Genomic DNA, 13,158 nt, shown 5'->3' with positions numbered 1-13,158 from the left:
CCTCCTAGAGCCACTCCAGTATGCCTCACCCGCTTCGGGGCGCCGGACGCCACGACGCAGGGTGAGCCACCGCGTCCGCCCGCGCCGGCACGAGGTCCCGGCGTTCGCCGGGATGACGGGGGTCAGTCCCGGAGCCGCTGGGAGATGACCGCCGACACCCCGTCGGCGCGCATGGTCACCCCGTAGAGGGCGTCGGCGATCTCCATGGTGCGCTTCTGGTGGGTGATCACCAGCAGCTGCGAGTTCTCCCGCAGCTCCTCGTAGATCTCCAGCAGCCGGCCCAGGTTGGTGTCGTCGAGCGCCGCTTCCACCTCGTCGAGGATGTAGAACGGGCTCGGCCTCGCCTTGAAGAGCGCCACCAGGAAGGCCACGGCGACCAGCGACCGCTCGCCGCCCGACAGCAGCGACAGCCGCTTCACCTTCTTGCCCGCCGGGCGTGCCTCGACGTCGACCCCCGTGGTCAGCCACTGCCCCGGTTCGGTCAGCACCAGGCGACCCTCACCGCCGGGGAACAGCCGCGAGAAGGACTGCTCGAACGCCTGCTCGACGTCGGCGTAGGCGGCCGCGAACACCTCCTGCACCCGGGCGTCCACGTCGTCGATGATGCCGGCCAGGTCGTCACGGGTCTTGCGCAGGTCGTCGAGTTGCTCGGCGAGGAAGGCGTGCCGCTCCTGCATCGCGTCGAACTCCTCCAGCGCGAGGGGGTTCACCTTGCCCAGGACGCCGAGGTTGCGCTCGGCGGCCCGCAGCCGCTTCTCCTGCTCGGCGCGCACGAACGGCACCGGTGCCGGCTGTTCGTCGTCGGGGCCGAGCGCCGAACCGTCCTCGGCGGTGAGCACCGGGATGAGCTGGTCCGGTCCGTACTCGGCCACCAGTACCTCGACGTCGAGTCCCAGTTCGACCATCGCCCGCTCGGCCAGCGCCTCCAGCCGCAACCGCTGCTCGGCGCGGGCCAGCTCGTCGCGGTGGGCGTGATCGACCAGCTCCTCGAACTGCTTGGCCAGCTCCCTTCCCAGGCGCCGGGCGTCGGTCAGGGCGCCCTCGGCGGCCAGCCTGGCCGCTTCGGCGGCGGATCGTTCCGCCTGCGCCAGTTCCTGGGACGCCTCGACGCGGCCCAACAGCCACGTCGCCGCTGCCCCAACCGCGCGGGCGTCGGCGGCCTCGCGGCGCAGCTGCTCGCGACGGGCCGCCGCCCGCTGCCGCGCCTGCCGCTCGGCGGCCGCGGCCCTGGTCAGCGACTCCGCCCGTCCGGCAACCGCGCGGGCCCGCTCCTCGGTGGTGCGCAGCGCCAGCCGCGCCTCCATCTCGGCTCCGCGGGCCAGCCGGGCCAGGTCGCCGAGACGATCGCGCTCGGCCGGGTCGGCCTCGGTGACCTCGGTCTGCACCGACGCCAGCTCCAGCCGGGCCTCCAACTCGGCCAGCGCGACCCGGTTCTGTTCACGCGTCGCCTGCGCAGCTTCGGTGGACGCCTCCAACCGCTGCGCCTCGGCCTGCGCCGCGCGGGCGGTCTGGCTGAGTGCGGCCAGTTCCTCGGCGAGCGCGGCGTGCTGGGCGTCCGACTCGTGCAGCCTGGCCAGGGCGGCGTCCGCCTGTTCGCGGACCTCGACCAGTTCGCCCTCGCGCTGGGCGAGCGCGAACCTGGCCCGCTCGAGGTCGGCCTGGGCCGTGCCCAGCCGCGCCTTCGTCTCGTCGACCGCGGCCTGTACCTCGATCAGCGACGGCTTGGCGCCCGAACCACCCGACGCGAACCACTGACTCAGCACGTCTCCCTCGCGGGTCACCGCCGTCACGTCGGGCAGTTGGGCGACCAGGCTCCGCGCCCCGGGCAGGTCGTCCACGACGGCGACCTTGCGCAGCAGCCGCACCATCGCCGGCCGGACGCCCTCGTCGCAGTCGACCACGTCGACGGCCCAGTTCGCCGAGTCGGGCAAGGGCGGCCAGGGCGACTCGTTCGGTTCGGCCGAACCACCCAGCAGCAGTCCGGCCCGGCCCAGGTCCTCGGCCTTGAGGTGCCCGAAGGCGGTCATCGCCGCGTCCAGGCCGGTGACCGCGACCGCGTCGGCGGCCGAGCCCAGCGCGGCCGAGATCGCGGTTTCGTAGCCGGGCCGGACGCCGATCAGGGTCGCCACCGACCCCAGCAGTCCACCGACGGCCTCGCCCGCGGCGAGCAGCGCCGCGGAGGCGTCCTTGCGTTCGAGACCCAGCGACAGGGCGTCCAGTCGGGCCGCCAATGAGGCCCGTTCGGTCTGCGCCGCAGCCTCGACTGCCCGCACCTGCGCGATCGCCTCCTCGAGCTGCTCGACCTGTTGGGCGGCGGCCTCGTACGCGTCGTCCAGGCCGGACTCGCCCTCGCTGACCCCGGCCAGGCGGGTCTCCAGGCTGGCGAACCGGTGGGTGGCCTCCGCGGAGCGGCCCAGGGCGTCGTCGCGGGCGGCGACGAGTCGCTCGATCTCGGCGCCGGCCGCCTCGGTGCGGCTGCGCAGCGTGTTCACCTCGCCGGTGAGCCGGGCCAGACCCTCGCGGCGGTCGGCGATCGCGCGTTGCTGCGCGGCGAACGTCTTCTCGGCCCGGTCGTGGGCGGCCTCGGCGGACTGCATGGCCGCGGTCGCCTCGGCCAGCGCCTCGGCCGCCCGGCCGACCTCGACGTTGAGCTTCTCCTCGGCGGCGCGCATCTCGGCGGCCTCGCGTTCGATCAGCTCCGGATCGCGGCCGGGGCGGTCGCCGTCGCCGGCGGCCTCGGCGTTGCGGACCCGCTCGCCGGCGATCGTCACCGTCGACGCCAGCCGCTCCCGCAATGCCGCCAGGCCGTACCAGGTCTCCTGGGCGGCGTTCAGCCGCGGTAGCGATTCGCGGCTGGCGGCCTCGGCCCGAGCCTCGGCGGCGCGGGCGGCGTCCAGGTCGGCCTCGAGCGAGCGCCGGCGCGATTTCACCTCGGCCTCGGCCGCGAGGTCGGATTCCAGGGCGAGGCTGGCCTGCAGGTAGTCGTCGGCGATCAGCCTGGCCCGCGAGTCGCGGACCTCGGCCTGAATGACCGCCGCCTTGCGGGCCACCTCGGCCTGGCGTCCGAGCGGCTTGAGCTGGCGACGGATCTCGGCCAGCAGGTCGCCCAGCCGGTTGAGGTTGGTGGCGGTCGCCTCCAGCTTGCGCAGCGCCTTCTCCTTGCGCTTGCGGTGCTTCAGGACGCCGGCCGCCTCCTCGATGAAGCCGCGGCGGATCTCGGGGGTGGCCTGCAGGATCGAGTCGAGCTGGCCCTGTCCGACGATGACGTGCATCTCGCGTCCGATGCCGGAATCGGACAGCAGATCCTGCACGTCGAGCAAGCGGGCGGTGTGGCCGTTGATCGCGTACTCCGAGCCGCCGGAGCGGAACATGGTGCGGCTGATCGTGACCTCGGTGTAGTCGATCGGCAGGGCGCCGTCGGTGTTGTCGATGGTCAGGGTCACTTCGGCCCGGCCCAGCGGTGCGCGTCCGGACGTGCCGGCGAAGATGACGTCCTCCATCTTCCCGCCGCGCAGCGACTTGGCCCCCTGCTCGCCCATCACCCAGCTCAGGGCGTCCACCACGTTCGACTTGCCGGAGCCGTTGGGGCCGACGACGCAGGTGATGCCGGGCTCGAAGGCGAGGCTGGTGGTGGAGGCGAACGACTTGAAACCGCGCAGGGTGAGGGACTTCAGATGCATGGGCTACCCGATGGTGTCGACAGAGTCCGCGTGACGGTTACGGACGAAACGGAACGTCCACAGCTTGTTGACCAGGAAGTTGATCGGCGTGGTGATGACGATGGTGAGCAACTGCGCCCAGTACTCGCGTGACTGCAGGCCGGTGTCCTCGTGGAACCACGGGTACGGCAGGTAGATCGGCGAGGTGGGATTGGTGAAGCCGACCTTGATGAAGATTCCGACCAGGGCCGCGGCGCTGCCGACGGCGAGGAAGGGCAGGAACTCCTTCAACCACGGTGCCGCGTTTCCCGCCTTGAACGTCCAGCGCCGGTTCAACTCGAAGTTGAACAGGTTGGCGACCAGGAAGCCGACGACCCACACCAACACCGTGAACCGGACGTTGTAGGGGGTGCCGGGAATGCTGAACAGGATGTTCTGGGCGTTGACGGTGCCGCCGTTGGCCTTGTTCATGATGATGGCGACCACCATGTTGACCACGACACCGGCGCCACCCACCAGGCCGAACTTGAGGAACTGCCGGCCGACGTGGGCGTAGCGGCGGTAGAAGGGGCCGGCGGTGGTCACCCAGGCACCCTATAGGTCGCGGCGCGCGGACGCCGCTGGCACGACGGGCAGCGGAACGACGAACGGTTCATGAACGCCTCCCGCACGATTGCACGCCCGCACCGCAGGCAGGGCAGGCCCTCCCGGCCGTAGACGGCGAGCGCCCGGCCGAAGTAGCCCGACGATCCGTTGACGTTGACGTAGAGGGAGTCGAACGAGGTGCCGCCCTGGGCCAGCGCCTCGGCCATGACGGTGCGGGCGGCGTCCAGGAGTTCACGGATGCGGGCGGGGCGCAGCGAGTCCGCGGCGGTGTCGTAGTGCAGTTTCACCCGCCACAGCGCCTCGTCGGCATAGATGTTCCCGATGCCGGAGGTAACCGTCTGGTCGAGCAGCACCCGTTTGATGCCGGAGCGCTTGCGACGGATCCTCGCCACCACCGAGGCGGTGTCGAAGTCCGGGTCGAACAGGTCGCGGCCGATGTGGGCCAGTTCGGCGGGCAGGTCGGCGCCCCCCGGACTGAGCGACAGCCCGCCGAACATCCGTTGGTCGACGAAGCGGAGCTGGTTGAGTGACGGCGCCACCGTGGTGTCGAGAGGGCCAACCGGTGGCGGCGCCAGGTCGAACAGCACGCGAGTGTTGGGCAGCAACGGGGCGTCGGCGGCGTCCAGCCGGAACTGGCCGCTCATGCCGAGGTGGGCGAGCAGGGCGTCGCCGTCGGTGAAGGGCAGCCACAGGTACTTACCGCGCCGGCGCGGATCGTCGAAGGTGCGCCCGGCCAGGGCGGCGGCGAAGTCGCCCGGCCCACCGACGTGCCGGCGCACCGGCCTGGCGTGCAGCACGGTGACCTGCTCGATCCGGCGTCCGGTCACGATGGCGGCCAGACCGGCGCGGACGGTCTCGACTTCGGGCAGCTCGGGCACCCGGTGATTCTGTCACCACCCGAAGCGGGCGCTCAGCGCAGGTCGGTCAGCTCGGCCGGGTTGACGCTGCTGCCGATCAGGTCCCGCAGGGTGTCGTTGACGTCCCAGATGCCGACGTTCATGCCGGCCGTCACGGTGCGCCCGTCGGCGCCGCCCAGCCAGTACGCGATGAACTCGTTGCCCTCGACGTCGCCGCGCAGCTCCACGGTGTCGGCCGGCGAGGAGTGGCCGACGTACTCCATCGAGAACTCGAACTGGTCGGTGAAGAAGTACGGCTGCCAGTCGTAGCCGACGTCCTGGCCGAGCATCGACCGGGCGGCCAGCTTGCCCTGCCGGATGGCGTTGTCCCAGTGCTCGATTCGCAGCGGTCCCAGCGCCGTGTTCAGCGCCAGGGCGACGTCCCCGGCCGCCCACACGTGGGGGTCGGAGGTGCGCAGCGCCGCGTCGGTGACGATGCCGTCGTCCACCGCCAGCCCGGATGTCTCCGCGAGCGCGGTGTTCGGCCGCACCCCGGTCGCGGCCAGCACCACGTCGGCACCGATCTCGCCCTGTGAGGTGGCCACCCCGGTGCCGGTCACGGCCAGGGTCTGGACGCCGGTGCGCACCTCGACACCGTGCCCGCGGTGCAGGTCGGCAAGGTGACCGGCCAGGCGCGGCCCCAGCACGCCGGCCAGCGGCGCCTCGCCGCGGACCAGCACGGTGACGTCCACCCCGGCCTGGCGTGCGGAGGCCGCCACCTCGAGGCCGATCCAACCGCCGCCGATGATCGCCAGCCGGGTTCCCTCGGTGAGGCCGGAACGCAGCAGTTGCTCGTCGGCGCGGGTGCGCAGCACCCGGACCCGGTCGATCCCTGGCAGGTCCGGCAGCCGCGGTTCGGCGCCGGTGGCGATCAACAGCCGGTCGTAGTGCAGCTCGTCGCCGCCGACCAGGCCGACCACCCGCCCCTCCAGGTCGAGCCCGGACGCCTCGATGCCGGTGAGCACCCGCACCTCGCGTTCGGCGTACCAATGGGCGTCGTGCAGTACCTCGAACTCGGCTGCGCCCTGCAGCACGTCCTTGGAGAGCGGCGGCCGTTCGTAGGGCAGCAGCGGCTCTGCCGCCACCACGGTGACCGGCCCGTCGAAACCCTCCTCACGCAGGGTCTCGACGGCGTTGGCGGCGGTCAGTCCGCCGCCCAGGATGACGATGCTGTCCATCACCCCATCCTGTACCGCCTCCGGGCGGCACAACAGGGCCGTAAACGGTGAGAGTCAGCCGGGGAGGGCGTCGGTCGCCACCGTGTCGGAGAGTGGCTGCCCGGCCGGGCTCGGGAACCGGAGCCGGGTCAGCAGCAGCACCGCGGCGGCGACCATGGCGAAGCCCAGCCAGTAGGGCGTCGAGCGGGTCAGCGTGGTGTACAGCACGCCGGCCAGCAGGGGCGCGACGACATTGAGACCGGTGTTGAGCGACTGCAGGACGCCGGCCACCCAACCCTGCTCGTCGTCGCCGGCCTGCAGGGACACCACGCCGTCCAAGGCCGCCGTGGCCGGGCCCTGCCCGCCGCCCAGCGCGAGGGTGCCGACGATCAGCAGCCAGGGCTGCGCCACCACGGACGCCACCAGGGCCAGTGCCAACATGCCCACCGCCTGGGCGACGACGCCCGCGATGATCACCCCACGCTCACCGATGCGCGGCAGCAGGATCTGCATCAGACCGCCCTGCAACACGATGTCCAGGACGCCCACCCCCGCGGTCAGCAGCCCCACCTCGGTCGCGCTCCAGTGCACCTGGTCGAGGGCCAGCACGCTGACGTTGTTCACGAACATGCCGAACGGCAGGCCGACCAGCACGACGGCCAGCAGCAGGCCCCGCAGGTCGGGGCGGGAGAAGGCGGTGCGGAACACCCGGACCGGATGCAGCGTGTGCAGTTCGAGGGAGGCGGTCCGGTTCTCGGGCCTGAGGCTCTCGGGCAGCAGGAACAGGCTCAGCACTGCCACGATCGTGGCGATGCCGGCGGTGACGAAGACGGGCAGGTCGAGGTCGACCACGGAGAGCAGGCCGCCCAGGGCGGGGCCCACCATGAAGCCGATCCCCGACAGCGCGCCGAGCAGGCCGAACCGCTTCGCCCGGTCTTCGGGGCGAGTGATGTCGGCGGCGTAGGCGAACAGGGCCGGCATGTCGCCGGCCGTCACTCCCTGGATGACCCGGCCCGCCAGCAGCACCCAGATGGATCCGCCGACGCCGAAGGTGGCGAACCCGACGGCCGCACCGAACGCGGCCAGCACGATGACGGGACGGCGTCCGTAGCGATCCGACAGGCCGCCGAACAACGGCGCGACCAGGAAGGCGCACAGTGCATTGACGGTCTCGAGGGCGCCGACCCACATCGCGAGCTGCGACTGATCACCGACGTAGCGGGCCACCACGAAGGGCAGCACAGGGAGCACCACGGTCATGCCGACGACGTTGAGCATGGTGATTGCGATCAGCATGACCCAGGCGCGCCGCGAACCACGCGGACGCGCCGAGGACGAAATAGGTGAAGTCACGCCATAACTGTATTCGTACCAGTTTTAAAATCAATACGAACTCGTAGCGATTTCGCTATAGTGAGTGCGTGACCTCGACGACGACCTCCCCCGCCGAACCGTTGGGCCGCCGGGAGCGCAAGAAGGCGGCGACCCGGGCCGCGATCTCACACGCGGCCACCAGGCTGTTCATGGAGCGCGGCTTCGACAACGTGAGCATTCGCGAGGTGGCCGACGCCGCCGACGTCTCCCCCACCACCGTGTTCGCCCACTTCCCCCAGAAGGAGGCGCTGGTCTTCGACGAGGACGACGAGCAGCGCGAACATCTCGTCCGCATCGTCCGCGACAGGGCGCCCGGGGTGTCCATCTCGCAGGCCCTGCTCGACGCCTACCGGGCCGACGTGCTGCCACCGGAGGATCCGGACGGCGTCCGGCGCCGCGAGTTCATGGCCTTCATCGACGCCACCCCCGCGCTGGGCGACTATGCGGCCAAGATGTGGCTGCGTCACGAGGACGCCCTCGCCGGCGCCATCGCGTCCGAGCTCGGGCTGACCGAGCCGACCGAACAGATCCGGACCTACGCCCGCTTCGTCCTGCAGGTCCAGCTGCTGGCCGGCGCGAGCGAGACACCGCTGGAGACCCTCGAGGCGGCGTTCGGCCTGCTCGACGGCGGCTGGCAGGAGTACTCCTCCCACCTGGCCGGCTGAGGGAGCCTTTTGGTGTCGTGTCAGCGTCCGGTACAGTTCGTGTCTGAGGGGAGTACTTCTCGTCTCATCCGGTCAGTACGGCGCCACCGGCGCCTCGGGTGGGAGGCCACGGCCAAGGAGACCTCAACGACTACACGCTGAGGACACCCCACGCATGGAACTCACCTCTATCGGCACCCCCCTGGCCTGGGGACTCACCATCGGCGCAGTTCTGCTGCTGCTGGTTCTGGACTTCGTCATCACCCGTCGCCCGCACGAGGTGAGCATGCGCGAGGCGATCGGCTGGTCGGCGTTCTACATCGCGCTACCGCTGGCGTTCGGCGTCTGGGTGTGGACAGCACACGGCGACCAGCGCGGGCTGGAGTACTACACCGGCTACCTGGTCGAGAAGACGCTGTCGGTGGACAACTTGTTCGTCTTCATGCTGCTGCTGGCGGCCTTCGCCGTGCCGAAGAAGCTGCAGCAACGGGTGCTGCTGTTCGGCGTCGCAGGCGCCCTGGTGCTGCGGGCGGTGTTCATTGCGCTGGGCGCCCAGCTGATCTCCAGCTTCTCCTGGGCGTTCCTGCTGTTCGGGCTCGTCCTGCTGGCCACCGCCGTCAAGATGCTGGCCGACGCGATCAAGGGCGGCGAGCACGTCGTGGAGGTGTCCGAACTGCGGTCGGTGCGGCTGGTCCGCCGCTTCGTCCCGGTGACCGAGGACTACCGCGGCACCGCCATGGCCGTGGTCGAGAACGGACGCCGCGCGCTCACCCCGCTCGCGCTGGTGGTGATCGCCATCCTGGCCGCCGACATCGTCTTCGCCGTCGACTCGGTGCCCGCCGTCTACGGCATCACCGGCGACCCGTTCCTGGTCTTCGCGACCAACGCATTCGCCCTGCTCGGCCTGCGGGCCCTGTACTTCGTGCTGGCCGGCGCCCTGTCGGCCCTGGTGCACCTGGGCTTCGGGCTGGCCGCCATTCTCGGCTTCATCGGGGTGAAACTGATGCTGCACTGGGCGCACGGGCTGTGGGAGTGGGTGCCGGTCGTGCCGACCCTGGCCTCGCTGGCCGTGATCGTCGGCATTCTCGCCGTGGTGATCTGCACCAGCCTGTGGGCGAACCGGCGCGAGCGCGACCGCGAGCCGGACGCGGTGGCCTGAGCCGGTTCAGCCGGTTCCGGGAGGTCGTACGGCGGGTGGCTCAGGCGTTCAGTTGATGGAAGGCGGCCTTGGCCGCACCCTGCTCGGCCTGCTTCTTCGACGTACCGCCCGCGCTCGGAAACGTCCGCTCGCCGATCACGGCGACTGCCTCGAAACGCTTGTCGTGGTCGGGGCCGGACTCGGTCACCGCGTAGGTCGGGACGCCGATCTCGAGCGTGGCGCACAGCTCCTGCAGGCTGGTCTTCCAGTCCAGTCCGGCGCCCAGGCCGCTGGCGGTCTCGATCAGTGGGTCGAACAGGGTGTGCACGAAGGCGTCCGCGGCGTCCCGGCCGGCGGACAGGTACAACGCCCCCAGGACGGCCTCGAACGCGTCGGCCAGGATCGAGGACTTGTCGGCACCCCCGGTGGCGAGTTCACCCTTGCCCAGCTTCAGCAGCGGACCCAGCTGCAGGTCGCGGGCGACGTCGGCCAAGGCGTGCGCGTTGACGACGGCGGCGCGCAGTTTCGCCAGCTGGCCCTCGGGCAGGTCGGGGAACCGCAGGTACAGGTGCGCGGTGACGACGACGCCGAGCACGGAGTCGCCGAGGAACTCGAGCCGCTCGTTGTGCGGTATCGCGCCGTGTTCGTAGGCGTAGCTGCGATGCACCAGGGCAAGCTCGAAGAGCTGGGGATCAATCGTGATCCCCAGCTCGTCGAGAAGGTCCTGGATGCGGCTCATCGCCGCTCTCGTCAGGGTTCGAGAATCTGACGCCGGGCGGCGCGGGGCCCGTACTGGCCGCACGCGGGGCACGCGGTGTGCGGGAGGTGCTTGGCGCGGCAGGCCGCGTTGGCGCAGGTCACCAGGGTGGGCACGGCGGCCTTCCACTGGGAACGGCGGTGCCGGGTATTGCTCCGGGACATCTTCCGCTTGGGAACGGCCACGGCTCACTCCTTGCTCTCGGCCTGCTGCGAGGCCTGTTCATTGTCGTCGTCAGGGTCCGCCGCCCAGCCCGACAGGCCGGCCCAGCGAGGGTCGACCCTGTCGTCGTGCGCGTGGTCGGGATCCGCGTTCAGGTTGGCCCCGCACTCGGGACACAGGCCTGCGCAGTCCGGCCGGCACACTGGCGTGTACGGCAGGTCGAGCACCACCGTGTCCCTGAGTAGGGGCTCGAGGTCGATCAACTCGTCCTCGATCCGGCTGGCCTCGTCGTCGTCGGGTTCCTTGTCCGGGTACAGATACAGCTCCTGGAGATCGACCTCCTCAGCGGAGTCGATCCGTTCCAGGCAGCGTGCGCACTGCCCCTGCAAGGAAACCTCGGCGGTTCCGGTGACCAGCACCCCCTCCACCACCGACTCGAGCCGAAGGTCGAGGTCGACGGGGGAACCGGGTGGCACCCCGATCACGTCCATGCCGATCCCCTCCGGCGCCTCGGCGACCCGCTGGATCTCCTTCATGGCGCCGACCCGTCGGCCCAACTCATGGGTGTCGATAACGAGCCCGGAGCGGGGATCTGGGTGGCGATTGAACATAGTCATGACCGAAGGGACACTTTACCGGCCGCTGCGCGAAGGCGCCAATCGGCGGTGGTTCGCCCGGCCGCGCGCGTGGGGCCATGGGGCTCGCCCTGGGGTGCTGGCCGGGCCGTGTCGCTCAGCGGGCGTCGCCGGCGTCCAGCCCTGAGCGGGCCGCGAGCCGGGCGCGCATCGTCTGCACCTGGCTGAGCGTCTTCTGTAGGCCGGCCTCGAAGGCCGCGATCCGGCCGTCGACGAACACGTCGGCCTCGCGCCGCAGACCCTCGGCGTCGGCGCCCGCCTGCTGCTCGAGCTCAGCGGCACGGCTGCGGGCGGCGTCCAGCACCGCGGACTCCTCGACCAGCTGGTCGGCCCGCTCGCGGGCCTCGGCCAGGACGCGCTCGGCCTCCTGTCGCGCCTGCTGCACCTCCGGCGGCGTCCGCTCGGCCAGTTCACGGGCTTCGGCCAGGTCGCCGGCAACGGCGTCGCGGGCGGCTTCGATCAGCGCCAGCGCCTCGGCGCGGTTGATCATGCAGGACGCCGACATCGGCACCGCCTTCGCCTGCTCGACCATCGTGTGCAGGGCGTCGAGCCGGTCGGCGCTGGATTCAGCCATTGGAGTTGTCCCTCTTCTTCTCGTCGATCCTTTGCGCGACCAGGGCCGGGACGAAGGCGGACACGTCGCCGCCCAGCGAGGCCACCTCGCGGATCATGGTGGACGACAGGGTGCCCCACTTCGCCGACGCCGGCAGCAGCACGGTCTCGAGTCCTGTCAGCGAGCCGTTGATGTGCGCCATCTGCAGCTCGAAGTCGAAGTCGGAGGCGAACCGCAGCCCCTTCACCACCACGCCGGCCCCGCGGTCGCGGCAGAAGTCCACCAGCAGGCCGGACAGCACCTCGACCCGGACGCCGGCCACGCCCGCGACCGCCGCAGCGGCCAGTTCGACGCGTTCGTCGGTGTCGAACAGGTAGTTCTTGGCGGAGTTGCGGCCGACGGCGACGATCACCTCGTCGAACAGTTCCGCCGCGCGGGTGATGATGTCCACGTGACCGTGCGTGATCGGGTCGAACGAACCGGGGCAGACGGCCCTCATCGGTCACCTTCCGTCGCGAAGTACAGCGTCGTCTCACCGTAGCGACGTTCCCAACGATCGCCCAGCCGGGCGGGCCAGTCGAACTCGCCGCGCCGGCTGGAGCGCTCGACGACCACCACGGCCCGGTCGGTCAGCCAGCCCTCGGTGAGTCGCTGGACGACCGCGGCGACGGTTTCGCCGGGCACCCGGTAGGGCGGGTCGAGCCAGGCCAGGTCGACCGGCGACGGCGTCCCGGCCAGGTACTTCTCGACGCTGCCGCCCACCACCCGCACGGCGAGGCCGGTCTCGCCCACGTTGCGGCGGATGGCCTGCAGTGCGCGGCGGTCCTGTTCGACCGCCACCACCGGAGCGGCACCGCGGCTGGCCGCCTCGATCGCCACCGCCCCCGAGCCCGCGTAGAGGTCGAAGAAGGCAAGCCCGGCCAGCATCGACTCGGGCTCGCCGACCCGGCCAAGTTCGGACGCCAGCACGCCGAAGGCGGCCTCCCGGACCCGGTCGGAGGTGGGCCGGGTGAGGTCGCCGGGCGGGGCGAGAAGTCGATGCCCCCTGCGGCTACCGGCGATGACGCGCGACATGGCCACGACGCTAGCCGATGTGGCCGCCCTCGGTGGGGCGGCGCCGGAGTGACAGAATAGGGCATGACTTCTGACAGCCCCATCCGCAAGCTGAGCGAGGACGACGCCTGGGAGGCCCTGGGCGGCACAACCGTGGGCCGGCTGGCGACGGTGATCGACCGGCAGCCGGATATCTTTCCGGTGAACTTCACCCTCGACGGTCGCAGCATCGTGTTCAAGACGGCGGCAGGCACCAAGCTGCTGCAGCTGACCGCCAACGCGACCGTCGCCTTCGAGGCGGACGGGTGGGCCAACGGCGAAGGCTGGAGTGTCGTCGCCAAGGGCCGTGCGCATGCGGTCGAGGAGACCGACGAACTGGACCGGCTGGAGGGCCTGCCGCTGCGTTCGTGGGTACCGACGGTGAAGACCCACCACATCAGGATCAACGTCGACGAGATCAACGGACGCCGGTTCACCTTCGGCGACGAGCCGGCGGACGAGTTCGACACGGCGTCCTGACCTGG

At 71.0% G+C, this 13,158-nt stretch carries 14 protein-coding genes; 3 read left to right on the top strand and 11 right to left on the bottom strand.

Annotated elements, in window-relative coordinates:
- Nucleotides 1–122: 122 nt before the first annotated feature.
- The 5 genes from smc to OIE40_RS04835 are packed head-to-tail and all read right to left on the bottom strand — an operon-like array spanning nt 123 to nt 7,671.
- The gene (gene smc / locus OIE40_RS04855; protein WP_264700542.1) at nt 123–3,680 is read right to left on the bottom strand and encodes a chromosome segregation protein SMC; all 3,558 of its coding nucleotides are present in this window, start codon (nt 3,678–3,680) and stop codon (nt 123–125) included.
- A gap of 3 nt (nt 3,681–3,683) precedes the next feature.
- Complete coding sequence (locus OIE40_RS04850; protein WP_264700541.1) at nt 3,684–4,244, bottom strand: GtrA family protein; 561 nt, start codon at nt 4,242–4,244, stop codon at nt 3,684–3,686.
- Nucleotides 4,241–5,143 (bottom strand): bifunctional DNA-formamidopyrimidine glycosylase/DNA-(apurinic or apyrimidinic site) lyase, encoded by a 903-nt coding sequence (gene mutM, locus OIE40_RS04845; RefSeq protein ID WP_264700539.1) that lies wholly within the window; start codon nt 5,141–5,143, stop codon nt 4,241–4,243. Before mutM ends, OIE40_RS04850 begins: the two co-directional genes overlap by 4 nt.
- A 32-nt stretch (nt 5,144–5,175) precedes the next feature.
- Entirely contained in the window at nt 5,176–6,339 is a 1,164-nt protein-coding gene (locus OIE40_RS04840; RefSeq protein WP_264700537.1) for an NAD(P)/FAD-dependent oxidoreductase, read from the bottom strand.
- A gap of 54 nt (nt 6,340–6,393) precedes the next feature.
- Complete coding sequence (locus tag OIE40_RS04835) at nt 6,394–7,671, bottom strand: MFS transporter (protein ID WP_264700535.1); 1,278 nt, start codon at nt 7,669–7,671, stop codon at nt 6,394–6,396.
- A 68-nt stretch (nt 7,672–7,739) separates the two neighbouring features.
- Between OIE40_RS04835 and OIE40_RS04830 the strand changes: the two genes are divergently transcribed.
- The gene (locus OIE40_RS04830; RefSeq protein WP_264700533.1) at nt 7,740–8,357 is read left to right on the top strand and encodes a TetR/AcrR family transcriptional regulator; all 618 of its coding nucleotides are present in this window, start codon (nt 7,740–7,742) and stop codon (nt 8,355–8,357) included.
- A gap of 154 nt (nt 8,358–8,511) precedes the next feature.
- Complete coding sequence (locus OIE40_RS04825; protein WP_264700531.1) at nt 8,512–9,495, top strand: TerC/Alx family metal homeostasis membrane protein; 984 nt, start codon at nt 8,512–8,514, stop codon at nt 9,493–9,495.
- Nucleotides 9,496–9,535: 40 nt separating this feature from the next.
- Here OIE40_RS04825 and rnc read toward each other — a convergent pair whose 3' ends face one another.
- The 6 genes from rnc to OIE40_RS04795 form a co-directional block, all read right to left on the bottom strand.
- Nucleotides 9,536–10,213 carry a ribonuclease III gene (gene rnc, locus OIE40_RS04820; protein WP_264700528.1) on the bottom strand — a complete coding sequence of 226 codons (678 nt, stop codon included), beginning with the start codon at nt 10,211–10,213 and terminating at the stop codon, nt 9,536–9,538.
- 11 nt (nt 10,214–10,224) lie between these two features.
- On the bottom strand, nt 10,225–10,416 hold the full coding sequence (gene rpmF / locus OIE40_RS04815) for a 50S ribosomal protein L32 (RefSeq protein WP_264700526.1): 192 nt from the start codon (nt 10,414–10,416) through the stop codon (nt 10,225–10,227).
- A gap of 3 nt (nt 10,417–10,419) precedes the next feature.
- Nucleotides 10,420–11,010 carry a YceD family protein gene (locus OIE40_RS04810; protein ID WP_264700524.1) on the bottom strand — a complete coding sequence of 197 codons (591 nt, stop codon included), beginning with the start codon at nt 11,008–11,010 and terminating at the stop codon, nt 10,420–10,422.
- Nucleotides 11,011–11,125: 115 nt separating this feature from the next.
- On the bottom strand, nt 11,126–11,602 hold the full coding sequence (locus OIE40_RS04805) for an SPFH domain-containing protein (protein WP_264700520.1): 477 nt from the start codon (nt 11,600–11,602) through the stop codon (nt 11,126–11,128).
- Nucleotides 11,595–12,080, bottom strand: coding sequence for a pantetheine-phosphate adenylyltransferase (coaD, locus tag OIE40_RS04800; RefSeq protein ID WP_264700519.1), 486 nt, complete (start codon nt 12,078–12,080; stop codon nt 11,595–11,597). Before coaD ends, OIE40_RS04805 begins: the two co-directional genes overlap by 8 nt.
- Nucleotides 12,077–12,655, bottom strand: coding sequence for an RsmD family RNA methyltransferase (locus OIE40_RS04795; protein WP_264700517.1), 579 nt, complete (start codon nt 12,653–12,655; stop codon nt 12,077–12,079). The genes coaD and OIE40_RS04795 overlap by 4 nt, the downstream gene beginning before the upstream one ends.
- A 63-nt stretch (nt 12,656–12,718) precedes the next feature.
- Here OIE40_RS04795 and OIE40_RS04790 point away from each other — a divergent pair, with 63 nt between their 5' ends.
- Nucleotides 12,719–13,153 carry a pyridoxamine 5'-phosphate oxidase family protein gene (locus OIE40_RS04790; protein ID WP_264700515.1) on the top strand — a complete coding sequence of 145 codons (435 nt, stop codon included), beginning with the start codon at nt 12,719–12,721 and terminating at the stop codon, nt 13,151–13,153.
- The last annotated feature ends 5 nt before the right edge of the window (nt 13,154–13,158 follow it).

This window comes from Micropruina sonneratiae, from assembly GCF_025972045.1.
Classification (GTDB): domain Bacteria; phylum Actinomycetota; class Actinomycetes; order Propionibacteriales; family Propionibacteriaceae; genus Micropruina; species Micropruina sonneratiae.
The sequence above is the reverse complement of the archived record's forward strand: the minus strand, read 5'-3'. Positions and strand labels throughout refer to the sequence as shown.